26 protein-coding genes, 1 pseudogene and 1 riboswitch are annotated in these 25,880 nt (G+C 59.8%); of the genes and pseudogenes, 13 read left to right on the plus strand and 14 right to left on the minus strand.

Translation table 11 applies throughout. The features are described from left to right. The first annotated feature begins 89 nt into the window (after nucleotides 1-89). The 3 genes from N8A98_RS02155 to N8A98_RS02165 all read left to right on the plus strand — a co-directional run bounded on the left by N8A98_RS02155 (nucleotide 90) and on the right by N8A98_RS02165 (nucleotide 2,494). On the plus strand, nucleotides 90-968 hold the full coding sequence (locus N8A98_RS02155) for an inositol monophosphatase family protein (protein WP_262165407.1): 879 nt from the start codon (nucleotides 90-92) through the stop codon (nucleotides 966-968). Continuing rightward, nucleotides 965-1,783 (plus strand): inositol monophosphatase family protein, encoded by an 819-nt coding sequence (locus N8A98_RS02160; RefSeq protein WP_262165409.1) that lies wholly within the window; start codon nucleotides 965-967, stop codon nucleotides 1,781-1,783. The genes N8A98_RS02155 and N8A98_RS02160 overlap by 4 nt, the downstream gene beginning before the upstream one ends. A gap of 87 nt (nucleotides 1,784-1,870) precedes the next feature. Continuing rightward, nucleotides 1,871-2,494 (plus strand): dual specificity protein phosphatase family protein, encoded by a 624-nt coding sequence (locus tag N8A98_RS02165; protein ID WP_262165410.1) that lies wholly within the window; start codon nucleotides 1,871-1,873, stop codon nucleotides 2,492-2,494. A gap of 13 nt (nucleotides 2,495-2,507) precedes the next feature. Here N8A98_RS02165 and N8A98_RS02170 read toward each other — a convergent pair whose 3' ends face one another. After that, nucleotides 2,508-3,536 carry a LacI family DNA-binding transcriptional regulator gene (locus N8A98_RS02170; RefSeq protein WP_262165412.1) on the minus strand — a complete coding sequence of 343 codons (1,029 nt, stop codon included), beginning with the start codon at nucleotides 3,534-3,536 and terminating at the stop codon, nucleotides 2,508-2,510. A 288-nt stretch (nucleotides 3,537-3,824) separates the two neighbouring features. Next, a pseudogene (locus N8A98_RS02175) lies at nucleotides 3,825-4,076 on the minus strand (FitA-like ribbon-helix-helix domain-containing protein); the annotation flags it as partial. 512 nt (nucleotides 4,077-4,588) lie between these two features. On the opposite strand from N8A98_RS02175, the gene N8A98_RS02180 reads away from it, so the two are divergent. Then, nucleotides 4,589-4,900 (plus strand): DUF736 domain-containing protein, encoded by a 312-nt coding sequence (locus N8A98_RS02180; protein WP_262165413.1) that lies wholly within the window; start codon nucleotides 4,589-4,591, stop codon nucleotides 4,898-4,900. 107 nt (nucleotides 4,901-5,007) lie between these two features. Here the strand turns inward: N8A98_RS02180 and N8A98_RS02185 are convergent, their stop codons facing one another. Beyond that, a complete protein-coding gene (locus N8A98_RS02185; RefSeq protein WP_262165415.1) occupies nucleotides 5,008-5,253 on the minus strand; it encodes a hypothetical protein in 246 nt (81 codons plus the stop codon). An 83-nt stretch (nucleotides 5,254-5,336) separates the two neighbouring features. Here N8A98_RS02185 and N8A98_RS02190 point away from each other — a divergent pair, with 83 nt between their 5' ends. Next, nucleotides 5,337-5,618, plus strand: coding sequence for a hypothetical protein (locus N8A98_RS02190; protein WP_262165416.1), 282 nt, complete (start codon nucleotides 5,337-5,339; stop codon nucleotides 5,616-5,618). Nucleotides 5,619-5,710: 92 nt separating this feature from the next. Here the strand turns inward: N8A98_RS02190 and N8A98_RS02195 are convergent, their stop codons facing one another. The 4 genes from N8A98_RS02195 to N8A98_RS02210 all read right to left on the minus strand — a co-directional run bounded on the left by N8A98_RS02195 (nucleotide 5,711) and on the right by N8A98_RS02210 (nucleotide 8,559). Next, on the minus strand, nucleotides 5,711-5,956 hold the full coding sequence (locus tag N8A98_RS02195) for a WGR domain-containing protein (RefSeq protein WP_262165417.1): 246 nt from the start codon (nucleotides 5,954-5,956) through the stop codon (nucleotides 5,711-5,713). A gap of 228 nt (nucleotides 5,957-6,184) precedes the next feature. Beyond that, complete coding sequence (gene traG / locus N8A98_RS02200) at nucleotides 6,185-8,101, minus strand: Ti-type conjugative transfer system protein TraG (protein ID WP_262165419.1); 1,917 nt, start codon at nucleotides 8,099-8,101, stop codon at nucleotides 6,185-6,187. After that, nucleotides 8,088-8,303, minus strand: a complete 216-nt coding sequence (gene traD / locus N8A98_RS02205; RefSeq protein WP_262165420.1) for a conjugal transfer protein TraD — start codon at nucleotides 8,301-8,303, stop codon at nucleotides 8,088-8,090. Before traD ends, traG begins: the two co-directional genes overlap by 14 nt. A 4-nt stretch (nucleotides 8,304-8,307) precedes the next feature. Next, nucleotides 8,308-8,559, minus strand: a complete 252-nt coding sequence (locus tag N8A98_RS02210) for a TraC family protein (protein ID WP_262165422.1) — start codon at nucleotides 8,557-8,559, stop codon at nucleotides 8,308-8,310. 240 nt (nucleotides 8,560-8,799) lie between these two features. On the opposite strand from N8A98_RS02210, the gene traA reads away from it, so the two are divergent. From traA to N8A98_RS02225, 3 genes are read left to right on the plus strand one after another with little or no spacing between them, the layout of a single operon-like run. After that, the gene (gene traA, locus N8A98_RS02215) at nucleotides 8,800-12,108 is read left to right on the plus strand and encodes a Ti-type conjugative transfer relaxase TraA (protein WP_262165423.1); all 3,309 of its coding nucleotides are present in this window, start codon (nucleotides 8,800-8,802) and stop codon (nucleotides 12,106-12,108) included. Between the two features lie 53 nt (nucleotides 12,109-12,161). Next, nucleotides 12,162-12,638, plus strand: coding sequence for a conjugative transfer signal peptidase TraF (gene traF / locus N8A98_RS02220; RefSeq protein ID WP_262165424.1), 477 nt, complete (start codon nucleotides 12,162-12,164; stop codon nucleotides 12,636-12,638). Next, nucleotides 12,628-13,794 carry a conjugal transfer protein TraB gene (locus N8A98_RS02225; RefSeq protein ID WP_262165426.1) on the plus strand — a complete coding sequence of 389 codons (1,167 nt, stop codon included), beginning with the start codon at nucleotides 12,628-12,630 and terminating at the stop codon, nucleotides 13,792-13,794. The genes traF and N8A98_RS02225 overlap by 11 nt, the downstream gene beginning before the upstream one ends. 104 nt (nucleotides 13,795-13,898) lie before the next feature. Here N8A98_RS02225 and N8A98_RS02230 read toward each other — a convergent pair whose 3' ends face one another. From N8A98_RS02230 to N8A98_RS02245, 4 genes are all read right to left on the minus strand, one after another. After that, nucleotides 13,899-14,210 (minus strand): HigA family addiction module antitoxin, encoded by a 312-nt coding sequence (locus N8A98_RS02230; protein WP_262165428.1) that lies wholly within the window; start codon nucleotides 14,208-14,210, stop codon nucleotides 13,899-13,901. Between the two features lie 39 nt (nucleotides 14,211-14,249). Continuing rightward, nucleotides 14,250-14,531, minus strand: coding sequence for a type II toxin-antitoxin system RelE/ParE family toxin (locus N8A98_RS02235; RefSeq protein ID WP_262165429.1), 282 nt, complete (start codon nucleotides 14,529-14,531; stop codon nucleotides 14,250-14,252). Nucleotides 14,532-14,909: 378 nt separating this feature from the next. Next, entirely contained in the window at nucleotides 14,910-15,788 is an 879-nt protein-coding gene (locus tag N8A98_RS02240; protein WP_262165431.1) for a LysR family transcriptional regulator, read from the minus strand. A gap of 335 nt (nucleotides 15,789-16,123) precedes the next feature. Beyond that, nucleotides 16,124-16,879 carry an SDR family NAD(P)-dependent oxidoreductase gene (locus N8A98_RS02245; RefSeq protein WP_262165432.1) on the minus strand — a complete coding sequence of 252 codons (756 nt, stop codon included), beginning with the start codon at nucleotides 16,877-16,879 and terminating at the stop codon, nucleotides 16,124-16,126. A 140-nt stretch (nucleotides 16,880-17,019) separates the two neighbouring features. Here N8A98_RS02245 and N8A98_RS02250 point away from each other — a divergent pair, with 140 nt between their 5' ends. Next, nucleotides 17,020-17,913, plus strand: a complete 894-nt coding sequence (locus N8A98_RS02250) for an AraC family transcriptional regulator (protein ID WP_262165434.1) — start codon at nucleotides 17,020-17,022, stop codon at nucleotides 17,911-17,913. A 120-nt stretch (nucleotides 17,914-18,033) separates the two neighbouring features. On the opposite strand, the gene N8A98_RS02255 is transcribed toward N8A98_RS02250, so the two are convergent. Genes N8A98_RS02255 through N8A98_RS02265 form a run of 3 tightly spaced genes read right to left on the minus strand, consistent with a single transcriptional unit; the run spans nucleotide 18,034 to nucleotide 20,926 of the window. Next, on the minus strand, nucleotides 18,034-19,095 hold the full coding sequence (locus N8A98_RS02255) for a FecCD family ABC transporter permease (RefSeq protein ID WP_262165435.1): 1,062 nt from the start codon (nucleotides 19,093-19,095) through the stop codon (nucleotides 18,034-18,036). Between the two features lie 39 nt (nucleotides 19,096-19,134). Continuing rightward, complete coding sequence (locus N8A98_RS02260; RefSeq protein WP_262165931.1) at nucleotides 19,135-20,058, minus strand: ABC transporter substrate-binding protein; 924 nt, start codon at nucleotides 20,056-20,058, stop codon at nucleotides 19,135-19,137. A gap of 34 nt (nucleotides 20,059-20,092) precedes the next feature. Continuing rightward, nucleotides 20,093-20,926 carry an ABC transporter ATP-binding protein gene (locus N8A98_RS02265; protein ID WP_262165437.1) on the minus strand — a complete coding sequence of 278 codons (834 nt, stop codon included), beginning with the start codon at nucleotides 20,924-20,926 and terminating at the stop codon, nucleotides 20,093-20,095. A gap of 106 nt (nucleotides 20,927-21,032) precedes the next feature. Next, nucleotides 21,033-21,246, minus strand: a riboswitch (cobalamin riboswitch). 728 nt (nucleotides 21,247-21,974) lie between these two features. Here N8A98_RS02265 and N8A98_RS02270 point away from each other — a divergent pair. Genes N8A98_RS02270 through N8A98_RS02285 form a run of 4 tightly spaced genes read left to right on the plus strand, consistent with a single transcriptional unit; the run spans nucleotide 21,975 to nucleotide 25,804 of the window. After that, nucleotides 21,975-23,015 carry an ABC transporter substrate-binding protein gene (locus N8A98_RS02270; RefSeq protein WP_262165438.1) on the plus strand — a complete coding sequence of 347 codons (1,041 nt, stop codon included), beginning with the start codon at nucleotides 21,975-21,977 and terminating at the stop codon, nucleotides 23,013-23,015. Nucleotides 23,016-23,020: 5 nt separating this feature from the next. Then, entirely contained in the window at nucleotides 23,021-23,902 is an 882-nt protein-coding gene (locus N8A98_RS02275) for an ABC transporter permease (RefSeq protein WP_262165440.1), read from the plus strand. A gap of 16 nt (nucleotides 23,903-23,918) precedes the next feature. Further along, on the plus strand, nucleotides 23,919-24,722 hold the full coding sequence (locus N8A98_RS02280) for an ABC transporter permease (RefSeq protein ID WP_262165886.1): 804 nt from the start codon (nucleotides 23,919-23,921) through the stop codon (nucleotides 24,720-24,722). Then, nucleotides 24,719-25,804, plus strand: coding sequence for an ABC transporter ATP-binding protein (locus tag N8A98_RS02285; protein ID WP_262165442.1), 1,086 nt, complete (start codon nucleotides 24,719-24,721; stop codon nucleotides 25,802-25,804). Before N8A98_RS02280 ends, N8A98_RS02285 begins: the two co-directional genes overlap by 4 nt. Nucleotides 25,805-25,880 lie beyond the last annotated feature (76 nt).

Raw genomic sequence — 25,880 nt, forward strand, 5'->3', positions numbered from 1 at the left:
CTCACCCCATCGGCTGGGATCGCCTCCACGATCCGAGCCTACGGTCCCCGGAACTGTTCCGGGGACCACTTCAAACCGCAAGAGTGTCCATGACCAGCCCTAATGCCAAGCTACTCCCCCAGCCCAACCTGCTCGATGTGGCGCGCCGCGCTGCTTTGTTGGTGGGCAATCCGCTGCGGGCCGCGTTCCGCTCGGATATGGCGGTAGATTACAAGGTCGACCTGCATGACATCGTCACCGTGCATGACAAGCAGAGCGAGGTCAGTATTCGCGACTTCATCATGGGCGAAGTGCCGGATTCGACCTTTCTGGGCGAAGAGGGCGGCTCGATCGGCAATGGTAGAGTGCATTGGTATGTCGACCCGATCGATGGCACATCCAATTTTGCGCGGGGCATTGCCTTTTGGTGCGTGTCCATTGCCGCTGTGGTCGACGATGAAATCGTCGCTGGGGTGATCTATGACCCGATTGCCGAAAACCTGTTCAGCGCTGACCAGAGCGGCGCCTGGCTCAATGGCAAAGTGTTGCGCTCGCGTGCCGTGTCCGATGAGCGGCAGGCGACTTTGATCACCGGCTATCCCGTGTCGCGCGATTTCCGTATTGACGGGCGGGACGCGGCGCTGGCCGATCTTGGCGAGCTGACCGAGACATTTTCGACCATGCGGCGTCCTGGCAGCGCGGCGCTGAGCTTGGCCCATGTGGCCGCTGGCTGGGCGGATGCGGCGACGGGCTTTGGCGTCAATGCCTGGGACGTGACTGCGGCCATCCTAATCCTGCGGCAAGCGGGAGGGCATTATCAGGGATTGACCATGGGCAAGGTTGCCGAAGGGTCCCCCGATTTTCTTTGCCCCGGCTATATCGCCACGGGGCAGGGGGGCGATTATCCCACCTTGCAGCGTATTGCCGAGGGGGTTTCGGCGCGCCGGCAACGCGCCAAGGACGACCTGCCCGGAGTTGATGTGAAATGAACGTGGTTATGGCTAGCCCCAGCGTGGCGGTCGATCTCGATGCGCGCCAGGCATTCTGTCTGGACCTGGTGCGTACGGCGGGCACTATCGCGCGCGATGGCTTTGTGCAGCGCTCGGAAGCCCAGATTGCCATGAAGGGACCGCAGGATTTTCTGACCGAAACGGATGCGGCGGTTGAACGCCATATCAAGGCACGGCTTGCCGAAGCTTTTCCGGAGGACGGTTTTCTGGGGGAAGAGACTGGCGGGGTCGTTGTCGGTGAGCAAATCTGGGTAGTCGATCCGATCGACGGCACGGCCAATTTTGCCCGGCAGATTCCACATTTCTGCATTTCCGTTGCTTTGGTATCGGGGGGCGAAACCGTGTTGGGCGCTATCTACAATCCAGCATTGGACGAGCTCTATTTTGCCCGGCGCGGGCAGGGGGCCGCGCGCAATGGCACCCCGATCTGGGTGGCCAGTACGACGCGGCCGGATGCGGCCTGTGTCGAACTGGGCTGGTCGACCCGGGTGCCGCAGCGTTTCTATCTCGATGCGCTGACCAAAATTCTGGACGACGGCGCCAATGTGCGCCGCGCCGCCTCGGGCGCGCTGGCGCTAGCCTATGTGGCCGATGGGCGCTCCGATGGTTATGCCGAGCTGCATATGCAGCCCTGGGATTGCCTGGCCGGTCTGCTGCTGGTGGAAGAAGCCGGCGGCGTGGTAGCGCCTTTTCTTGCTGTAGACGGGTTAGCGAAAGGCGGGGCGGTGCTGGCGGCAACGCCCGCCATTGCCGAGGCCATGAGCATCTCGACCGGCATTCAGCTGGTTGTTTGAAACCGTGCCGGCAACGCTGCGGACTGCGTTGCCGGACCTTCTGCCAATTGAGTTCGCAATGCCCGGCAAACCGGGCCGGAGACTATCATGGACCTTGCCTCGCCGCGCTATAACCGCCCCAAGCTCAGCCGCATCGTGGAGAATGTGGCGCCCTATGGCGTCGATATTTTCATCAGCGGCATGGAAGGCGCGAGCGATGTTGCGCTGCTGCGCGAGAATGGCATTTCAACCGTGGTCAATTGCGCGGTGAATCTGGATTTCAACTATGTCACCGAGCCGGCGGTGGAGGCCAACCAGTCCCAGATCGGGCATGGCGCGGGGGCCATCCGCTATTACAAGCTGGGGCTGATCGATGGGCCGGGCAATCCCGAAACCATGATGCTGGCGGGCTATTATCTGCTGCAGGGGGCATTCAGCCAGATCCTGCCCGAGCGACCATCCTATCCGCGCCGCGAGCGGGGCAATGTCCTGGTCAATTGCCGGGGCGGGCGCAGTCGTTCGGTGACGCTGGTGGCTCTATTCCTGCACCATGCCATGCCCGAAATGTTCCCCACCCTGGATATCGCGCTTGACCATGTGCGCACGAGGCGGCAATTGCGGCCTGATGAATGGTTCGAGGCGCCCAAGCCCATGCTGATTGCATCGGCCCGCAAGGCCTCGGAATGGATTTCGCGCATCGACGCGGAAACCGGGGGCGGCAAACTGGCATGACGAATGCCGGGGTCTAAGCAGCCGGACGCGGTAACACGGAGCGGCGCCAGATCGGCACCGGTTTAAACGGGGCAATAGTCTGTGCCCATTCTCCGGGCTCGGTTTGGGACAGTAACTGCACGATGTGCTCTACCATCTCATCGATAGGCTGACGGAACGTCGTCAACGCGTATGAGTCCCAGCCGGCCTGTTCGATGTCGTCGAACCCGACAATGCTGACATCCTGCGGCACGCTTAGCCCGAACGAATGCCGCACCGCATCCATGCATCCCAGTGCCAGCAGGTCGGTGACGCAGAATATGCCATCGGGCGCTGCGCTGCGGCTGAATAATTGCCGCGCGGCCTCGGCGCCCGCAGCGTATCCGGTAGGGCCCGCCTTGATGACCGGAATGGACATACCATCCTGCGTGGCAGCGGCCGTGAACGCCTCCTCGCGCGCCATAAGACTGGGCGTGCCGGCAGTGGAGGAGACCACGGCGAGCCGCTGGCAGCCGGCGCGGCGTAGCATCAGATAGGCCTCCCGTGCATTCTCTGCGTTCTCGACAGCGACATTCACCGGGCCCTCGATATGGTCGCTGCGGTTGATCAGGATGACCCGCTGGCCATTGGCGACGCAACTGGCGATCAGGGAGGCATCGGGGGTGCCGGAGAGTACGATGACGCCATCGGCGCGGAAATTGAGGGTCTGGCGCAGGGCGTTGGCGACGCTGCCCGCATCGCCCGTGGTGTTGATCACCATGCCGACCTTGCCGATGGTCTGCAATTGGCGGGTCATTTCGTCGAGCATGCGCGCCTGGTAGGGCGTGGGGATATCGGAAACGACAATACCCACGATATTGCTGCGCTCATGGGAGAGGCCGCGGGCCAGGTGATTGACGTGGTAACCGAGCATATCGGCCGCATGCAGCACCTTCTTTCGGGTCGCGTCAGAGACGCTGGCCCCTTCCGTAAAGGTACGCGACACGGCCGAGCGCGAGACGCCCGCCAGCCGCGCGACCTCTTCGGCGCTCACAAAGCTGCGGTCTCTGGTATCCGTGCTCAATCAAACAACCTCATGCTGCACGCCCGTGCATGGTCAACTTACTAACGTGCCGAACGCTCCTTGTCCAACGGCCACCGGATTGTATTTCAAACGTGTCGCAAGTTGGATGTTGACGCGTGATCGAAAGGACGTATCTCGTTTGCAATCGCGTGCAAGCAATCTGGATTTCTAACAGGTTTCAATGTCGTCAACAATTCATCTGATCGATCTGCTCGGAGCCAGCGCCCTGCGGATCTGGGGCTGCGCCTGATCAAGACCGGCATCACGAATGCCTTTGGCGGCTCGTTGCGCCAGTGGATCGGCAAAAGGTGTCTTGTCGCGAAGCTGGGCGAACTGGTCCACTTCCGTCTCAGTCAGGCCACCAGCCTCGCGGCCGATCGAGGCGAGGAGCGAGCCGAGCTTCACGCGAGTGATTGGGCGCACAGCGGCTTCGAGGATTTCGCGCATCTCGGCTTCTGTGCTGCGTCCATGGTGGGCGGCACGCACCTTTAAGGCCCGGTGTGTCTCAGCGGACAGATTACGAATTGTGACTGCAGCCATAGTGATGGCCTCCTCGACCATTTGATGACAATGATAGCAATAGATATTTGCGATCACTTTCAACCGTAACCGGCCTATGCCCCCAACCCCATAACGCCATATCGGCAATCGTGTAGTGGGGCGCCTGCCAGGTACCAAGCGTGCGCCAGCCGTTCGTCGAGCACCGCGGAGTGCCGCGCAACCTTGCAGTGCGCCGTAGCCTTACAAGCACCGACACTAGCCATGACATCTCCGGGGCGGGTCTTCACGCCCAGATCACGTCCTCAATTTGGCATGTCTGACCGGAGGACGACGTCGCCAAACGGCGCCCCCTCGCTCTTGTCCCCGCAACGGACGTCCGCAACTTTTTTTCCCCTGAGCGCCGCGCGCTCATTCCTCGCGCGGCAAGAAAGCCGCCTCCGTCCGCCCTCCACTTTGTTTCGGCCTCTTCGCGGTGCGGGTCGATCGCCCCCGGTCTGCCGACAGCCATCGAGGTCGCGATGGGCGTGACCGACAAACTTAGGAGACGACAAATGGCTAACATCGGTACCTTCACCCCCAATGCCAGCGGTTTTACCGGCACGATTAAGACTCTCAACCTCAACGTCAAGGCTCGCATCGAGCGGGTCCAGAACCCCTCCGACAAAGGCCCGCATTTCCGCATCTTCTGGGGCGCAGTCGAACTGGGCGCCGCCTGGCAGAAGACGGCCAAGGAAACCGAGCGCGACTACCTCTCGGTGAAGTTGGACGATCCGAGCTTCCCAAGCCCGATCTACGCCACCCTGATCGAGGTCGAAGGTCAGGAAGGTCTGCAGCTCATCTGGTCTCGGCCCCACGGCGACTGACCATAAACGGGGTCCCGTCCACCAGCGGGACCTCGATCCTCTCTGCTTATCGTGGGAGAGATCGGCATGCCTCTCGACGAGATCGAAGAACTGCGGGCCGAACTTCGTCACGACATTGCGGACCATAAACGGCGAATATGAAAATGTACATTTGAGCCAAGCCACACCGCGTCCTCACTTGGCGGCACCAGCAGCGCAAGTCCGTGCAGGCTAAGAGATATGGCAATCGCTACCGCCACCGATGGAAGAATGGCTGTCGCCGCTGCCATCGGACCGATGGCCCCCACCACGAGGATGGAAAGCGCCACCCCATTCAAAAATTGTGCGACTGTACGTCTCACTTCGCGGCTCATGGCGTGTCCTCTTACTGTCCAATAAGAATAACCTGATTGGCTGTACGGGGGATTTCGGGGATAAATCCGCCTGCGGGGGAACTATGAAAGCCACGGTTGATCGCCTAAGTGCCGAATTGACGAGCCGCTACGTCCTTTATCTCGAGACGTTTCTCGTCGATCTCTGGAGTGACGCAGGTCAGATCGAGTTCCGATGTGGCTTCACCTTACGCTCCGACCACCAACTCCGCCAATTTACGCTCAAGGTACCGGCCCTTGCCGGTGATACCGACGGCGAGCGGGACTTGATCATCGTGATTATCTTTGAGCAGATCGAGGACATGATTGATCAAGCCATTGCCGAACGGCGCGCGGCTACAAACTAGTCATCGGTGATACGTGGTGCTGGGTCAGAGGCGCCACGGGTCAATTCACGTCACAGCTGCCCCACGGCAAGTTCGAGTGTCCAAGCCCGAGTTCAGCATGCCGTCTGGTATCCTCGTCGCCGTTTGCTGCGTTCGAGGCGGGCCTTGGCCCGCTGCGCCGTTTCAACATCTTCGTACAGAACAATCTTATGCTGACCGCGCGTGCCAATGCGGCCCCATTCCCGAATGAGTGAGCTGCCGCCGAATAAATTTGGCTGAATGTACAAGGTATAGAACCGCGCCATGTTCTGGCTTGGGTCGATACGGTTTAGATAAGTCTCAGCGGGCTCGTGGCTCATGCCTCGAGTCTCTTTGAACGGAAGAATCCTGTCCAATCAGAGTTTTGAATCGCGGATGGGTCATCGATTCATTTAGGTGATGATCAGGGTCTTGCCCATTTCCAGCCAGCAGGGGTCGTAGCGCTTCCTCGGAGGCGCGGAGCATAGCGTAGGCCAGAACGCGCTCCCATACAGCGCGAAGAGACGGCCGAAGTCTTGTGGGAGACGGTAGCTAGGTACTGGCAAAACCTACCCGTTAGATTCGTAACTGTTTCGTCCCACGCTCTTCCTCATGTCGGCGCGGCGAAACCAAATGGCGCGTCCGCACCGCAGTGGAGGGTTGCCCGCGGTAAACACGATCTGTTCATCCGCGCGCATATGCAGCACCTCATGAGGCAGGATCAAAGGACGGCGAGTTAATTGCTTGGATCGAGTCCGCGATGAGCCGGACATTTGCGCACTCCGGCTCAACTGCTCGACCTCCACCGTGGAGTCACCACAGCGCCTCGAAATGTAATCAGCTGTTTCGGGATCGTTGATTGCGGCGAAGGAAATCCATGACGCGCTTTCGAACCACTTGCTGGTCGCGTCCCGGCCACCATAGGTCTCACGCATCTGTCCGATCGACTGGAACAGCAACAGGAGCGTGATGCCATATTTGCGACCGGTATCGCGCGCGGTTTCAAGAATGCGCAGATAGCCAAGCCGTGCGACTTCGTCGAGCAGGAATAGGGTCTTCCCCTGCGTCTTGCCCTTGCGGTTGTAGAGAGCATTCATCAGCGCGCCGATGATGACGCGGGCAAGACCGGGATGGGTCTCGAGCGTTTTGAGGTCGAGGTTGATGAAGATGTCGATACTTCCCTCGGCCAGCTCGTCCGTGGTGAAGCTGTTCCCAGACACCAGGGCAGCATAATTGGGATAGGACAGCCAATGGGTTTCCTTGACCGCATTGGCATAGACGCCGGAAAAGGTTTCGGGCGTCATGGCGATAAAGGGCGCCACGTTCTCCTTTACGAACTCGGATGCCGATTTGTCGTAGATGGCCTGAAGCCGCTCGCGCAATTTTGGTTCGGGCTCCGCGAGATTGGCGCGAACCTGGCGCAAATGCTGGTCTGGCTTTCTGGTATGACCGGACAGGCACACATCGGCGAGTAGCGCGGTCACCAATTGCAGCGCTGAGGCACGGAAAAAGTCGTCGCGGGCCGAACCCTGGCGCGGATTGTCGGTGAGGATCCAGGTGGCGACGGCGACGATGTCTTCTTCCCTGGTGCCGCCAAACTGGCCGATCCAATCGAGTACGTTGAACCCGATCTGGGGTGAGCCTGGATCGATCACGAAAAGGCTGCGGCCAGCAGCATGTCTATGACCAGACACCATTGGCCCAACTTCGTTAGACGGGTCGAGCACCACAAGGCTGCCAGCCCATTTTAGCGCCGTGGGCACCGTGACCGATGTGGTTTTGAAGCCGCCCGAGCCCGCAAAGACGATTCCGTGGGACGAACCGAAGGATCCATCAAAACAGAGCAGGGGGGACGTGCCGCCCTTACCCCAACTCTGCTCGTCATCGGCGCGGAACGCATGGTCGGCAGTGCTGTCTTTGTCGACGCGGTAGCGCTCGCCAACAACGATGCCACCAGCACTCGGAAAGAGCCGAGCCGCGGCGCCGATACTCATCCAGGCAGCCTCGCCATATATCGCGCGCTTGCCGCGAACCCGCTTCGGCGTGGCTGCTTCGAATGCTGCATTCCCGCGGAGCATGACCCGCATTGCAAATAGGCCGCACAACACTGTGGTCATTCCGCCGAGCAGGGTGGCAGGATCGGCAAAGCCCAGAATGCTCTGGGTTGGAGCAACCTGGTTGCCAAACGACAACAATCTAGAGGATTCCCGCAATATCGCGAGGGCCGTCACGGTCATTGCGCCGATGACGACGCCGAATGCCGCGCTGCGGATGCCTATTGCGCCTTTGGCGGCAAACAGAAAAACCACGCCAATGGCTCCCCCAGCGATATAGGGCATGGCAATGCCAATTCGGCCCAGCGCTATAACCGACGCCGGCGTAGTGCCGAAGGCCGACAGCGACCCTTCAATGCCGCTCAGACCCTTACAAGTGCCAACCATCAAGGCGATGGGCGCGACCATCAGCAATAGTCTATTCGGGGTCATTGCCGAAGGCTCGTATGCCGATGGCCATCAGACGTTCCCGCTCTGCTGGGTTGATTTGGATCCGATCACGCGCATCAATGAGCAGTCCGAGCAGCAGGGCCCGTTTCTCATAGCGCAGGCCCGCCTTGGCGATCAGTCCGCCAAGCTGGATTTTTTCGCGCGCGTCCTTCTTTCTGTCGGCGGTTTTAATGACTTGTTGCATGCGTTTAAGCCTGACTACTCGACCCAGAAGTCGCGCCACTCTGGATCGTCGCCAGCTTGCTGGTCTCGCCCTTGCGAAACGTGATGGCCAGCTCCTCGAGCGCCGCCAAAAGGTCAGCGTCGTCAATTTCGATGCTGCCGAACCCCGCTTTCAAGGCGAGCCGACCCATGCGTTCGGCCTCCTTGGTTTCGGCGGCCTTAAGTTGATCCTGGAGCCTGGCGATTTCTTCGCGGATCTTTGATGATGGCTTCTTCATTTGCAGTTGTCTCGTCGCATGGCTGTGTGCCATGGGACAAAAACAGCTGGTGGCGCGTAGCGCACCCTACCTAATCTGGTAGGTCGGCAGCGCCGACACTTCTTGAAATTATCCCGCCGTTCCGAAGGAATGGTTCCAAGGGCGCAGTAATACGTCGCCAAGGCGACGTCCCCTTGCGGCCCGCTAGCTTGGCCATCCGAACGAACACTGCCGCTTGTTCTTGTCGGGATCAGTTTCGCCGTGGCTATTACCCATTTCACGCCCCAGCTCATTGGGCGCGGTTCAGGCCGCAGCGCTGTGTTGGCTGCCGCATACCGCCATTGCACTCGAATGGAGTATGTGGCCGAGGCGCGGATCGTGGACTATTCCAACAAAGGCGGCATGATCCACGAGGAGTTTATGTTGCCACCCGACGCGCCGGCCTGGATTCGCGATCTGGTCGCAGATCGGTCTGTGGCAGGCGCGGCTGAGGTGTTCTGGAACAAGGTCGAAGCGTTCGAAAAACGCCAGGACGCCCAGTTCGCCAAAGAGTTCATAGTAGCGCTGCCGGTTGAGCTCACGGTTGCTCAGAATATTGCCCTCATGCGGCAGTTCGTGCTCGAGCACGTGTCGGCACGTGGACAGGTGGCCGACTGGGTCTATCATGATGAACCGGGCAATCCGCATGTCCATCTGATGACGAGTTTGCGGCCGCTCAGCGACAACGGATTTGGACCAAAGAAAGTCGCCCTTATCAGTGATGGTGGCGAGGTGGCGCGCAACAAAGCGGGCAAAATAATCTACCAATTGTGGTCGGGCGAGAAGACAGAGTTCCTGGCGCAGCGGCAGGGATGGCTGGACTTGCAGAACCAGCACCTGGCATTGGCGGGCCTCGATATTCGGGTCGACGGGCGTTCCTATGCCACGCGGGAGATTGAGCTGGTACCCACCAGCCGTATCGGCGTCGCGGCCAAAGCTATGCAACGAAAAGCCGACGAGGCGGGCCGCCCGCCGGCGTTGGAGCGGCTAGAGCTGTTCGAAGCCCGGCGAGAGGAGAACGCGCGACGGATACAGCGGCGGCCCGAGATCGTGCTTGAGCTGATTACGTCCGAGAAAAGCCTCTTTGACGAGCGCGACATCGCCAAGGTGCTGCATCGCTATGTCGATGATGCCGGTACCTTCCGGCACCTGATGGCGCGCATTCTGCAGAGCCCGGAGGCGGTCCGGCTGGAGCGGGAAGCCATCGATTTCGCAACTGGCGAAGCCATCCGCGCCAAATACACCACCCGCGAGCTGATCGGTATCGAAGCGGAGATGGCCAAAGGCGCGATGAAACTCGCCAGTACTGGCGGCTTTGGTGCCGGTGCGGATGTGTTGGCCGGCATATTCAAGCGCCATGCGCAGCTCTCGCTCGAACAACGCGTGGCCATTGAGCACGTGGTTTCCAGGGGGCGGATAGCGGCCGTGGTTGGCCGCGCCGGCGCCGGCAAGACGACCATGATGAAAGCGGCACGTGAGGCCTGGGAGAATGCCGGTTACCGCGTTGTCGGCGGCGCTCTGGCCGGCAAAGCAGCCGAAGGTCTTGAAAGGGAAGCAGGTATTACATCGAAGACCCTGTCTTCCTGGGAGATCCGCTGGAACCAGGGGCGGGATCTGCTCGACGACAAGACAGTGCTCGTGCTGGACGAGGCCGGCATGGTTGCCTCCCGTCAGATGGCGACATTCATCGAGGCCGTCTTGAGGGCTGGCGCCAAGCTTGTCCTTGTGGGCGATCCCGAGCAGCTGCAGCCAATCGAAGCCGGTGCCGCCTTTCGGGCCATTGCCGATCGTATCGGTTATGCTGAACTGGAAACCATCTATCGCCAAAAAGAGCATTGGATGCGCCTGGCGTCTCTCGATCTGGCACGGGGCCGGGTCGAGAAGGCACTGTCCGCCTATGCCGACAAGGACAAGCTGTTTGGGTCAGATCTCAAGGCCATGGCCATCGGCCATCTGATTGAGGACTGGAACCGCGACTATGATCCCCAAAAATCCACGCTGATCCTGGCGCATCTGCGACGCGACGTTCGAATGCTGAACGAACTGGCGCGCGCTAAGCTCGTCGAGCGTGGTCTGGTGGCGCCAGGCGAGTCATTCCGGACCGAACATGGCCAGCGTCGCTTTGCGGGTGGCGACCAGATCGTATTTCTCAAAAATGACAGTGGGTTGGGCGTCAAGAACGGCATGATCGGCAAAGTGATCGAGGCGCAGACCGGGCGCCTCGTGGTCGAGATCGGCGCCGGAACGGATATCAAGCGCGTGGCGGTCGAGCAGCGCTTCTACCGCAATCTTGATCATGGTTATGCCACAACGATCCATAAGTCGCAGGGTGCTACTGTCGAGCGGGTCAAGGTCCTGGCAACGCTTTCGCTGGATCGACACCTGACCTATGTGGCGATGACCCGGCACCGCGAAGATGTCGCACTTTATTACGGTCACCGGTCCTTCGGCATTGGCGGCGGCCTAATCCCGATCCTGTCAAAGGAGAATTCCAAACAGACCACGCTCGACTATGAGCACGGCACTCTTTATCGGCAGGCCCTGCGTTTCGCCGAAAGTCGCGGCCTGCATCTCGTTCGGGTCGCCCGCACGCTTGTGTATGATCGCCTCAACTGGGCACTGCGACAGAAAAACCGTCTTGCCGACCTGGGTCAGAAGTTGCGGGCTTTGGGCGTCCGGCTCGTCCATATCCAGGACCAGCAAATTGGCGATGACCGCGTCATCAAAAAGACCGCGCCTATGGTCGCGGGGGTCAGAGTGTTCGCTAACTCGCTCAGCAATGTTGTCGAAGAAAAGCTGCAGGCCGATCCTGCCATAACCAAGCTGTGGAAGGGCGTCTCCAACCGCTTTGGCCAGGTGTTCGCCGATCCCGAAAGCGCCTTCCGAGCCATGAATTTCGACAGCGTACTGAAGGACAAAGTCACGGCTGTCGAAACGCTCGAACGTCTTGGCCGCGAACCTCAATCCTTCGGGCCATTGCGGGGTCGGATTGGACTCTTGGCCGGCAGGGCCGACCGAGACGATCGGCGGGTGGCCGAGCGCAATGTCCCGGCACTAAAACTGGACGTTGCGCGCTATCTGCGGTTGCGGGAGTTGACGGTCCACAAGATCGAGGCCGAGGAGACTAAGCGTCGGCAGCGCGTGGCGATCGACATCCCCGCGCTTTCGCCCGCAGCTCATATGGTATTGACGAAAGTTCGCGACGCCATCGATCGCAATGATTTGCCAGCGGCACTCGGCTTTGCACTGGCCGACCGCATGACCAAAGCCGAGATCGATGGCTTCAACAAGGCTATTGCAGAACGCTTCGGGGATCGCGCCTTGTTGGCAAATTCGGCTCACGAACCGAACGGTTCGGCATTCGAGAAGGCGGCCCTGGGGCTCAAGCCCGCGGAACGCGAGAAGTTGGCCAGGGCATGGTCCACGATGCGAACGGCCCAGTACCTTGCGGCTCATCAGCGCTCGGTAGAGGCGCTCAAGCAAAGCCAAGCTACCCATTTGTCGCAGCGCCAGCACCCGGTTCTCAAATGAGACCGCGTCGGCGGGCAGGGGGGCTTATTGTTGCCAGTTTCGGGATCCTCGCGATGCTGTTCAGTGCTGGCTATTGGGGCGGCCTGCGGATCAATCTGACACCCAGCTATCCGATTGGCTTGTGGCGTATTGAACCACTCGAGCGGACCGCGGCTGTGGGCGACCTCGTGTTCATTTGCCCGCCCGACGGCGCGCCCTTTGTGCTGGCACTGGAGCGGGGCCATATCCGACCCGGGCTTTGCCCCGGCGGGATGGGACCCCTGATCAAGACCATCATGGCTGTCGGCGAGCAACAGGTCGACATTGCTGGATCGGTGACGATCGATGGCACGCCCCTGGCCCGTTCTGCCGTCCGGGGAGCCGACGCTGAGGGCAGGGCGCTACCCGACTTTGCCGGCGGCACCGTGCCGCCCGGATGGCTCTATCTGCATTCGGATTTTGCCGGCTCATTCGACTCCCGGTATTTTGGGTTCGTGCCGGCGGCTGGCCTGCTCGGGCTGGCACGACCAATGTTCACCTATGGCCCGTGATCTCATGCGCGGGCCCGCTGTCATTGCCGCAGCGGCAATTGTTGGAGTGGTTGCATGGAGCGGTAATGTGCTGGCCTTGCCGCTTGCCATGGTTTTTCCGGCGCTGTGGTCGTTTGCGCCATCAAGGGCAGCCGCCGGCATGGTCGCCGCGGCATATTTTCTTGCGGCTTCGCGTGGTCTGCCGCAGGGCGTGATGAATTTTTATGGTTCCGATGCTCTGCCGGCCATTGGACTGTGGGCCGGTGCATCGCTCGGTTTCGTGCTGGTCCACGCATTGCTCTGGACCTCGCGTCCGGGCTGGGGCAGGACGCTTCGCTACGGTGTGGCAGCTATGGCCATGAGCGGGCCACCTTTTGGAATTGTCGGCTGGGCCCACCCGATCACGGCGGCCGGTATAGTGTTCCCGACGTGGAATTGGCTGGGACTCGGCGCTGCTGCGATCGGCCTACTCGTCATGACAACGAGGTTGTGGCCGATCGCGATCCTGAGTCTTGGAGGCCTCTGGATCTGGTCCGCCGCAACGTGGACACAGCCACTAACGCCTGACGGGTGGGTTGGAGTCGACACCCAGTTTCGCGGTGCAGATGGCCAATATGCCGGTTACCTACAACAGCGTGACACCATTGGCCTCGTGAAGACCGCAGTGAGCAAAGGAGGGGAGGTCGTCATCTTACCCGAAAGCGCGATCGGTATTTGGACACCTACGGTCGAGCGGCTCTGGCGCGAAGCCTTGCAGGACACGGACACAATCGTGAATGCAGGCGCGGTTGTCATTGATGCCGCTGGCTACGATAACGTGATGCTCAGTTTGACGGGGGAGGGGGCGGACATTGTCTATCGGGAAAGAATGCCCGTACCCGTGTCCATGTGGCAGCCTTGGGCGGTCTGGACCGGCGAGACGGGGAGTGCACGGGCGCATTTTTTCGCCAATCCGGTCGTTGAATTCGGCGGTCGCCAAATTGCGCCGCTGATTTGCTACGAGCAGCTCATCATATGGCCAATACTGCAGTCGATGCTGTTTGCGCCCGAGATCATCATTGCCACGGGCAATGGCTGGTGGACCGAGAACACCACCATCGTGTCGATCCAGCAGGCCAGCACGGTCGCCTGGGCCAAGTTGTTCAATGTGCCGGTCGTTTTCGCCTTCAACACCTGAAGATTGGGTAGACCTGCCGTACGCTGGGACCAGCAGGACACGACGGCAATATGCGATGCTGGAGTAGTGATATAGCGCGATGGCTCTCAAGGTTCACCGGTGATTCAGCTGGCCCTCGCGAGGCTGTCTAGTGGTGCGATCAAATTGAGATCTTCCGAATGGGCCTGTTCGGCTCGCACCAGATCGTATGCGGACTGCATGTTCATCCAGAATTGAGCGGTCGTCCCTAGCACGCGCGACAGACGTAGAGCCGTGTCGGGCGTGATCGGCGTTTCCTCCTTCACGATGCGCTCAATCCGCGTACGGGGAACGCTGACACGCTTGGCAAGAGCACCGGCCGATAGATTAAGCGGCACAAGAAACTCTTCACGTAGAATCTCGCCAGGATGGATTGGCGGGTCAAAGGTCAAGGACATAATAGCCCTCCATGGGCTGCGACACGGATGGCCGCTATTCTAGTGGTAGTCGGTGATTTCGATGTCTTCAGCTGCGCCATTTGACCAACGGAAGCAAACGCGCCACTGGTCGTTGATGCGGATGGAATGTTGGCCGGAACGATTTCCTTTCAAGGCCTCCAGTTTATTGCCGGGCGGCATCAGCAAGTCCTGAAGAGCGGCAGCATTGGTGATCATGAAAAGCTTTCGGCGAGCCGCCTGCAGAACGTCAGTAGGGAAGCCCTTCGGCGCCTTGCCGGACGCTACGATCTGCAGCTGGATTCCCTTGAATGACTTTGCCAAGGTCGTGCCCTTCTATTATTTGTATCATGGCACGCTACTGACCAAGGGTCAAGTTTATTGTATCGTGCGACGATACACAGCCAGCGGTCACCGCCGTGGGCCATCTGCGATGGAAATGCTTGTCGCTGCAAGTGCGAACAATTCTCATTCACTGTTCGCATAATGTATCTTATGGAACTAAGATAACCAATTGATATTGCTATGATATTTTAAAGAGTGGCGTTCAAGCGCAGCTTGAGCGACACGCGGTAAGTGTCGCAACGCTACCGTCCTGGCATGCTCCGCATGCGTCGCGCCAAGCATCGGCCAATGCGAAATTTTGTGGCGCCCACGATCCCTCTGCAGCCGGCCCAACGGCCGCTTTCGGTGGGCCTCATTCTACCTCAGGGACCGTGCCATCTCTATGATCTCGTCTCGATTTGCCGTTGGATCTTCCTTGTTCCAGGCGATGGACAGGCCGACACTAAAGTCGACCCGCTCCACATTTCGGAAAACGACGTCTCGGTTGGGCAACTCTTGCATCCACTCGGGTACAAAACCGACCCCTAGGCCTGACGCAATCAGCGAGAAAAGCGACAGGGTGTCGTCACAAGTGTAAGCGATGCTATCGAGCAAATCCTGCTCCCGGAACATCTGGTAGAAATAATCCTCAGTGTAAGAGAGGTTCGATCTCGCAAACGCGATAATCTTTTGTGGTCGTAGATCGTCGATCGTGAGTTTCGGCAGTCGCGCGAGCGCAGAGTCCGACGCCATCGCGAGTACATACCGCTCATGGCCGATGCCTAAACATCGCAGTGAACCCAGATTCTCCAATGGCCGGATGAAGCCAACATTTACATTGCCCGCTTCGATCTCACGGATGATCGTTTCACTGGTGCCAGTCCGGACATGTATTTTTACATCAGGAAAGCGACGGCCGATCTTGGACAAGAAAGCTGGCAGCACTCCGAAGGTGGCAGGATAAATGGTGCCAATCGTGAGCTTCTTTAGGTCTTTCCCTGCAATGGCCTGGGCGACTAAGCGCGAGTTTTCGAGATCGCCCAAGATTCTCCGGCTTCGCTCATAAAAAACGGCGCCCGCCTTGGTCAACTGAACGCGCCGCGTCGAGCGGATCAGCAACTGAACACCAAGGTCGCGCTCAAGGTTCTGGATATGAATGGTCAATGCCGGCTGAGCTATATTAAAACGCGCGGCGGTCCGGCCAAAATGGAGCTCTTCGGCAAGAGCAACAAACAGAGAAAGCTGACGAAATTCCATTGCGGTCTGTAGCTCAAGTTAGCGCACTGCGTCCTTCCGCGATTATGGAAGCGACCTATTCATAAATCAATCGCCAACAATGTTGTGACGGGACTCCGGTTGGGCATAGTTCACAGGCCGAACTGTTCGCGAACACGGACATCCGCAGAGAGGGCGTTGTTCTCTGTGAGATGGATGATCGGGAGCTGGCGGAACCCGGAGTGCTCACCCCACAGCAGGAAGGCGACGTCGCAAAGGCACATTTCGATGATGCAACAAAGCAGCGACTTTGGCTCTCCATGCTGAGACTAGAAGGGCCAAGTCACCGATGCGGAGCCCTGGCCCTTGCTGCCTAGCTAAATGTTCTGGCCGCCGGAAACCTCGATGCGCTGGGCGGTGACCCAGCGGTTGTCTGGACCAAGCAAGCTAGCAACGGCCGGGCCGATATCGTCCGGAAGTCCGACACGGCCTAGTGCGATCATGCTGGCGAAGGCTTCGTTGTAGGCTGGTGTGTCGCGAACAGCACCGCCCAGGAAGTCGGTTTCGATCGCACCGGGCGCAATCGTATTGGCGGTGATGCCGCGGGCACCGAATTCCTTGGCCATGTAGAGGGTCAGGATTTCCACGGCACCTTTGGCGGCGGAATAGGCACCGAACCCAGGATAGGACACTCGGGTCAAGCCAGACGAGAAATTCACGATGCGGCCCCCATCGGCAAGTAGGGGCAGTAGCGCCTGGGTGAGGAAGAAAACGCCCTTCACATGGACATTAAACATGGTGTCGAACTGCGTTTCCGTGGTCTCCGCAAGCGCGACCATTTCACCATGGCCGGCATTGTTGACCAGGTGATCGAAGTTGTTTCGATTCCAGATATTGTTCAGTGCCGCGCGGACCTGTTCAACAAAGGCCGGGAAGCCGGCGATATCGCCGGTCTCAAGCTGGACGGCGACCGCCCTACGGCCAAGCGCCTCGATTTCGGCAACGACAGCCTTGGCCGCATCGGCGCCGTTGCGGTAGGTCAAGATGACGTCGCCGCCGTGACGGGCGATGCTGATGGCGGTATTGCGACCTAGGCCACGGCTGCTGCCGGTGACGATGGAAATGGTGCTCATATGCTAGCTCCTTGCCTTGCGTTTTCACTGGCAGGACCATCGCTCGATCGGTGGTAGCGAAGTTGCCCGAAGCTCGACAATTCTTGCCTGATCGTCCACTGAGCTTGCTTGTAGACCGACGCCTGCGTTAGTATTTATCTGTGAACCAGCCCCTGCTCACCAATGCTGCACGCTTTGCTGAGGCCCACGCCAATGAGCATGGTGTCGCTGCCACCCCCATTCCCGGCCTGGCCGTCGTGCGGGAGACAACGCCGTCTGCTCTCCAGCATGCGATTAACCGACCATTAGTGGCGCTGGTGCTGCAGGGTAGCAAACGTGTGACCATGGGGCCGCACACCTTCGAATTCGGCGCGGGAGAGTCATTACTGATTACGGCCGACGTGCCCACGATCAGCCAGATCATGCGGGCAAACCTTGCGACTCCTTACCTGTCAGTGGTTTTCGAGATGGACACGGCCATCATTGCAGATTTAGTCGCCGAAATGGGCGCAGTGCCTTTTGCTGCAGGGGAGCCGGTGCGGGTCGATCGAACCGAGGCGGAGGTCGCTGACGCAGCCCTGCGCCTCATTCGACTCCTGGACCGACCCGCTGCGATTCCGGTTCTGCAGGCGCAATTGCTGCGAGAGCTGCACTTCTGGCTGTTATCTGGCCAGCATGGCGGCGCTATTCGCGCCCTTGGTGTGCCGGGTGGACATGCACAGCGCATTGCGCGGGCAGTGAACCTGATCCGAACGGAGTTCACGACCACCCTGCCGGTCGAGCGCCTCGCCGAGAGCGCCGGCATGGGGTTGTCGTCCTTCCATGAGCACTTCCGGACGCAGACCTCACTGACGCCGCTGCAATTTCAGAAGCAGTTGCGCCTGATTGAAGCCCGCCGACTGATGCTGTCGCTTGGAGAAGCAATCAGCACTGCGGCCTACGCCGTAGGGTATGAGAGCGTACCGCAGTTCACCCGGGAATATGGCCGACTGTTCGGGCAGTCGCCTGCACGCGACATCCGAACTGCAAGGCAGCGCCTTTCATCAGCGGCCTAACCCGCGGCGTCGTATGCAGGTGACATCTTTGGGGTGGAGAGCAGTTGGCCTGCTTTTGGCCAGGTGCGGCAGAAACCGGACATGAAATTCGCTCTCGTCGGTCCCATGGCGAGCTAAACTTCACCCAATCCTCTTGTTCCGCCGCATCAGGACGATGAAGAATACGCCGCCGACCAGGCCGGTGATGACGCCGAGCGGGATGTCTTGTGGGGGGATGATGATGCGGGCAGCCATGTCGGCCACTACCAGGAAGATGGCGCCTACAAGCGCCGAGAGTGGCAGCACGCGACGATAGTCGCCACCGACCACCATGCGCACCAGGTGGGGGATCATCAGCCCGACGAAGGATACGATGCCCGAAAAGGCAACGGCGGCGCCAGTCAACAATGCGCAGACGATGAAGACGATGATGCGGAACCGGGCGGCGGGAATACCCAACGTTGTCGCCGACTCGTCGCCCAGCGTCATGGCGTTGAGGTTGCGGGCATTGGCCGTGAGATAAGCGCCGCAACCCGCTAGAGCCACCAGCGGATAGGGGAGTTGGGCCCATTGCGACAGGCCCAGGCCACCGAGCATCCAGAAGATCACGGTATGCGCGGCACGCGGGTCACCCAGGAAAATGCCGAGGCTGCCCAGCGAGGTGACGACGAATGACACGGCGACACCGGTCAGCACCAGCCGGCTGGCATTGGTGGCGTTGGAGAGATTGGCCACGCCGACCACGATCGCCGTGGTGAGCAGTGCCCCGCCAAAGGCAAAGAGCGGCACGGTGATGAGGCCGAGGAACATGCCGGTATGCAGCAGCACGATGATGGCACCGAGCGCCGCGCCGGAAGAAATGCCGAGCAGATGCGGGTCGGCAAGCTGGTTGCGTGTCACCGATTGGAGCGCGGCGCCGACCAGGGCGAGGCTGGCGCCGATGATCGCCCCCAGGATCACGCGCGGTACGCGAACTTCCCAAACAATATTGTCTCGGCCAGCCGACCAGGTGACCTCGACACTGCCCGGGGCGAGGTGATTGACCACGACGCCCCAGACCACGTCGAGCGGGACGGCGATGGCACCGACACTGACGCCGACCATCATCACGACGAAAAGCAGCATGACGAGGCCAGCCGTGAGCAGCGGCAGGTTGTGTAGGATGGTATGCCGGGGACCGGCGACGAGGTGCTTGTGGGACATGGTCGAAACGGGCCGACCGGATTGGCCAGCCCTATCAGATCATTTGGGGTGGAACGCGGCAGCGAGGCGCTTGATCGCCGCGATGTTGCGCGGGCCGGGCGTCGCCTCCACATATTCGAGCACGACGAAACGATCGTTCACCACGGCCGGAATATCCTTGAACGCAGCATTGTCCTTCATGAAGGCGATCTTCTGTTCGGCGGTGACGTCGCCATAATTGACGATGACGACCACGTCCGGATTGCGCTCAATCACGGGCTCCCAGCCGACTTCGACCCAGCTCGATGCCACATCGTCCATGATATTGCTGGCACCGGCCGCCTCGATCAGGGCGGTGGGGATGGCATAGCGTCCGGCGGTGAACGGCTTGTCCTCGCCCGAGTCATAGACGAACACCTTGGGTGGGGTTTCGCTGGCCGGCAGCGTCGCGCTGAAATCGGCCAATTCCTGCTTGTAGCCGGCGACCAGCGCTTCGGCCTTGTCCTCAACGCCGAAGATAATGCCCAGGTTGAGCAGGTCGACATACATGTCGTCCATCGAGGACTTTGGCTTGTCCATGATGTGGATGCAGCTCTCAGTGAGCTCGTAGACGGCGATGTCGAACGCCGCCAGCGTTTCCGGCGTTACCTCGCCACCCACCCTCATGCCGTAGTTCCAGCCGGCGAAGTAGAAGTCCGCATCGGCGCCGAGCAACACTTCCTTGGTCGGATAGTCGGGTGAGAGTTCGGGCAATTGCTCGACATTGGCACGCAAGGTCTCGTCCAGCGTCTTCCATTCGGAGACGCCGGTATAGCCGGCCATGCGGTCGGTGAGGCCCAGGGCCAGCATCATCTCAGTGAGGTTGACGTCGTTGGACACTGCGCGCATGGGCGCCGCGTCAAAGGTCACGTCGCGATTGCAGCTCTTAACGGTGACGGGATAGGCGAGCGCTGTGGCCGTGGTTGCGGCCAGCAAGGCCGGCACGAGAAAGGTGGAGGCAAGACGCACGGAAGGCTCCTCAAGGTTTGTCGTTGAGATGGAAGGAAAAGCGGGGACGACCCGTTGCAGGGTGGGTGTCGATGGCCACGCCGACCGCGAAGGTCCGGCGGATGGATTGGGGGGTCAGCACGTCGAGCGGAGCGCCCAGTTGCACTTGGCGGCCATTGTCGAGCACCAGCACGCGATCGGCATGGGCCGAGGCCAGTGCCAGATCGTGCAGCGAGACGACGACGGTGGCGTCGAGGCGCGATAGCAGGTCGAGCACTTCGAGTTGGTGGCGGATGTCAAGATGGTTGGTGGGCTCGTCCAGGATCAGCAGATCGGGCTTCTGCAGCAGCGCCCGGGCGATCATCACCCGTTGTTTTTCGCCGCCGGAGAGCGTGACGAAATCGCGAGCGGCAAAGCTGGTGAGACCCATCAATGCCAGCGCGCTTTCTACCTCGGCCAGATCGGCCTGACCGAACCGTCCCAGATGCGGTGTCAGGCCCAGTTCGACAATCTCGGCGACGGTCAGGCCGAAATCGGTCGCTGGCTCCTGCAGCACCGTAGCAATCCGGCGGGCGCAATCGCGCGGAGCCATGGCCCAGATGTCAGCACCATCGAGGGCGACTGTCCCGCTAGTCGGCTGATGATAGCGATAGAGGCACCGCAGCAGCGAGGACTTGCCAGCGCCGTTCGGCCCTACGACAGCGAGCATCTCGCCCGGCGCAACGCTGAACGCGATGTCGTGCAGCAGCCGTGCCGCTCTAGAAGGTCCCCAGCTCAGCCCGTCGACCTGTAGGGCAGCCGGGCGCCGGGTGCGGCCGGACGGGTCGAAGGGAAGCAGATGATCAGCGAGGTGGACGTGGTTCACCGAGGCGCTCCGCAGATGCGGGGCGCATTGCGGGCGAAATCAGGCTGAGCTTTTTGGTCGTGTCGTCAAGCGCCATCATCGTTCCCCGCGGCACACCCCGGCCGGGTTGAAAGGTGTGTCGATGGCAGGTCTCCTGACTTGCGGGTCACGGCGCCTTCGAACCTTCCCAGCCTTACGGCCAGTGGCATCTCGAAAGAGCTATCCGCTCACAGTTGCGGGGGCAGTCACGGTTTTGCGCCCTGATGGGTACGTCGCACCGTGTTCCCTTTTAATCCCCGTTGGCTTGTGGCCGCCGAAGAACCTACGACGAGTGCATAGGGCATTTCGGACGCAACCTTGTCAATGTCCGCTCTCGGTAAATTACAACTGTGGCCTCTGTGGCCGACATGGGGTCGGTTTCCAACGGGCTGCTTTCACATGGTGCGGATACTGTTTCCAACCACGAGGACTTTGAATGGTGCGTAATCGAGCGACGTCGAAATCCCGCGGGGAAAGCGCTAACATATTCGTGCTCGCAGAAATTTATAGTTGTGTCTCGACCTGTTGTTGCTAGGATTCAGCTACATCGACTGTTGACTGATTGATGGTGCTTCCGGACGATGCAGGCCAGTTGCCTGCCGTAGAAACGTCCGGCCACCAACGTGCTGGGCTCTTCTCTATGGAGCACCGCCATGTCAGAAACAAAGTCACTATCCACCCCCTCCCCCGGGGCTTGATCGCTGACGTCAAAAACCTCGCGGCCTGTCCGGCTGCGGCCGCGAGCACGATTACCAGCATCTTCGGAACGAGAGCCACATCCATCGCTGCCTGGTGCGCAATCCATGCTCGTCAAGACGGCGACGAGCCTGGCTACCAATTGTGGCTATCGACATTCAAACATCTCAAGGCATCCGACCTCAGCGTCCGACCCTGATATCATCGGGAACGGATTATAGGGCGCAGAGCAACGCTATTGATAACGTTGTGATATTAATGAGCGAAGCTTAATATTGGAAGTCTGATCCGTTCCTCGCCACCTTGCCCAGCGCAAGTTCAAGAGGGGAACATCATGAAGTCAGCATATCTAGTAGCGTCTGCTGCTCTGCTGTCAGGCGCCACAACAATCGCTCACGGTCAGGAATTGATCGTCAATAGCTATGGCGGCCCATACGAGCAGATCATTCAGGACGCCATCATCAAGCCGTTTGAAGAGCAGTACGGCGTTTCGGTGATCTATGATGCGGTGGGGTCCTCGCAGCAGGATTACGCCAAAATCAAAGCTACCAACGGGCGCCCCGGCTTCGATGTCGTGGTTATGACCGCGTCCCAGTCGCTCGAAGGATGTCGCGAAGGTCTGTTGGAGCCACTGAGCGTCGAAACCATCCCCAACCTCGCTCACCTCAATGCCGCCGTTAGCGCCGTTGCTGGCGAATGCGGAGCGGTCCACGAGCTGCAATATCTTGCCTTGCTCTATCGCACCGACATGCTTGAAGAAGCGCCTGTATCCTGGACCGATCTTTTCGACGAGCGCCTCGACAACCGGATTGTTCTGCCCACGTTTGCCAACATCATGGCGGCCTTCCTCACCCAGCTGATGTCATCGGTGCATGGTGGGGATATCGACAACAATATCGATCCTGGCTTTGAGGCCATGGCCCGCCTCGCCGCTCAGTCAATCGGTTTCGAGCAGGCGTCCGCTATTCTCGAAAGCTACATTCAGGACGGCCGGGTCTGGGCAATGCCGTTCTGGGACGGTCGGGCCCAACTGCTCGTTGATAGTGGCGCGCCCGTCGACTACATCCTCCCCGAGGAAGGCTCGATACCCCTTATTGCCACCCTCAACGTGCCTGTCGGCGCCGACAACAAGGAACTAGCACTTAAGTTCGTCGACTTCTTTCTCGAAAAGACCAGCCAGGAACGCTGGGTCGAGGGCTACAAAGTTGGCTCCGCCCGCGCCGATATCGAGGTTAGCGAAGAGGCCAGAGCCCGCAAGATCACAACGCAAGCTGATCTTGACGCACTCCTCCTTCCCGATTTGACTTCGCTTGCCGCCAACCTCTCGACATGGGGCCAGCGTTGGGAACGCGAAGTCGTTCCGGCCGCGCGGTAGTGGCCATGTCCAGTATCGCGCTCACCGCCGAAGGGGGACGTCCTGTTTGGACGTCCCGGGCTCGCCAATACCTGCCCCTCCTGCCCCCGACCTTATTGCTTCTGGTGTTCTTCGCCATTCCCATGGGCATGATGGTGGGCCTCAGTTTCCATCCACAGGGAGGATCGACCGCGTCTCTTGCCAGCTATGAGCGTTTCTTTACCGACGACTTCTCCTTGGCGGGTCTGGGCCGAACAGTTCTTATGTCAGGGCTCGTGGCGATCTGCGTCACGCTCATGGCCTATCCCGTGGCCTATTTCCTGGCGCGGTCTCGCTCCCGTTGGCGGGCGGTGGTCTTTGCCCTGGCAATCGCCCCAGAGCTCGCCGGCGTGGTGTTGCGCACCTATGGCTGGCTGATCATTTTAGAAGACCACGGTTTCATAAACAGTGGATTGATGTGGCTCGGTCTTATCTCGGAGCCCCTGCCCCTGGCCAAAAACATGTTCGGTGTTGTCGTTGGACTGACCCATGTGATCTTGCCGTTCGGCATCCTGTCGTTGCTAACGAGCCTGCAGGGCGTCGATCAAAACCTCGAAAAATCAGCGCAGATTTTGGGCGCATCGCGCGTCTCCGTGCTTCGCCATATCGTTCTGCCACTGACCGTTCCCGGCATTGTCAGCTCGATGTTGCTCGCCTTCACCATGTCCGCCAGCGCCTATGCCACCCCAGCCATCCTAGGCGGCGCCGGCTTCAAGGTTCTCGCCACCATGGTCTACGAGCAGGTCCTTTTTTACATCGACTGGTCCTTTGCCGCGGTCATGGCGAACGTGCTGCTGGTGATGATGCTGATCATCGCCTTTGTCGGCTCACGTCTCGAAATGCGCCTGCACAAAAAGCTTCATTTCTAGAACCCCGGTGATCGATATGAACCGAATTGTCTCCGGCCTGTTCTGGGTCTCAATCGCTCTCGTCATGGCGTTCATCACCCTGCCCCTCATCGTGGTGATGGCGGCTTCACTCAGTCCCAGCTCCAAGGTGACCCTCGTTCCATGGGAGTGGACTGTGCGGTGGTATGGCGACCTGATGGCGCGTCGATGGATTGATCCCTTCATCCTCAGCGCCCAAATCGCCATACTCGTGTCCTTGGTCAGTGGGGTACTTGGCCTGCTTGCAGCCTACGTCGTGGCCTTTGAAAAGTGCCCCGGTCACGCCACGATCATGTCTTTTCTGCTCTCGCCATTAGCTGTCCCCCAGATCGTCAAAGGCGTGGCGATCGTGTTGTTCCTGTCTTCGGCCGGGCTCTATCGATGGGTCGGCACGCCAGGTCTGGTCGCGGCGCATATCATCCTGACCCTGCCATTTGCTGTGCGGATGATCGCCACCGCTATGTTCAATTTCGACAAGAACCTTGACCGGGCCGGCCAGAGCCTGGGTGCAACCAAAGCCCAGCGCATCCGGCACCTGCTGCTCCCCATCATCAAGCCGGGCGTTTTCTCCGGCATGACCTTTGCCTTCATCATCTCCTTCAACAACATCCCGCTGTCGGTCTTTTTGGTCCGGCCCGGGGAAACCACCCTGCCCATCACCGTCATTAACTATCTCGAATACAGCCTCGATCCGGTGCTGGCTGCGGTCAATGTCGCCTCGCTGCTTTTCGTGCTGGCGGTGATCTTTGTCTTTGAAAAAATCGGCGGGTTCTCAGCCCAGATCCATGGAGGAAGCAAATGAGCACCAGCGATATCGAACTGATCAATCTGAGCAAAAACTTTGGCACCAGCCAGATCGTGCGTGAAATCGACCTGATCGTGCCCCATGGCGAGTTCGTCAGCATCCTGGGACCCTCGGGATGCGGCAAAACCACTACCCTGAACATGATCGCTGGCTTTATTTCGCCCTCAAGTGGACAGATCAGGATACGAGGTGTCGAACAGTCCGGCGTACCTCCCGAAAAGCGTCAGGTCGGTCTGGTGTTTCAGAACTATGCCCTGTTTCCTCATATGACCGTCGCCGAAAATGTGGGTTTCGGCCTCAAGATGCAGGGCAAGAGGCGGGATGAGGTCGATGCTCAAGTCAAAAAGGCGCTTCAAAGTGTCCGTCTTGAAGGCTTCGAAGACCGCTATCCCAAAGCGCTCTCAGGCGGCCAGCAGCAACGCACCGCCCTGGCCCGGGCTATCGCCCCTCGCCCATCGCTTCTGCTGTTGGACGAGCCTCTCTCGAACCTAGACCTCAAGCTGCGCGAAACCATGCGTATCGAGCTTAAGGATGTCCAACGCGAGCTGGGCATTACCTTCGTTTATGTGACCCATGATCAGGAGGAAGCCATGGCCATGTCCGACCGGATCGTGGTCATGCATGAGGGCGTCATTGCTCAGGTTGGATCGCCCTCAGAGCTTTACCGCGCGCCACAATCGACCTTCGTCGCCGATTTCATCGGCAAGTCCAACATCTTTGCTGTTACCCCGATCGCCAATGCTGGCGGCATTCAACGGGTCCGGGTCGCCGAAACCGGACTTGAGCTGCTGGCCGCCTCCCCTGCCCCGGCGTCGTCAGAAATCGCGTTCTGCAGCATTCGGCCTGAAGCCCTGCGCTGGATCGAAGGGCCGACCCCAACTGAGCGTCCGGCCAACGTGCTGCCGGTCCAGATCATCAAGATCGTCAATCTGGGTGCCTATCTCGAAGTGTGGTGCCGGCATCAGAGCAATACGATCTTCAAGGCGCTCATCAGTGCTGCTCGCGGCGCCCAACTGGCTACGGACGTCGCGATCGAACTGACCGTCGAGCCGGCGGCCATAAAGCTCCTCACCCGCTAGCTGATTAATAGCAGAACAATATCAATAATGATCCATTGATATTGGACGCAGCGGGTTCACTACATCTATTTTGTGA

The sequence above is a fragment of the Devosia neptuniae genome (genome assembly GCF_025452235.1).
GTDB lineage: Bacteria > Pseudomonadota > Alphaproteobacteria > Rhizobiales > Devosiaceae > Devosia.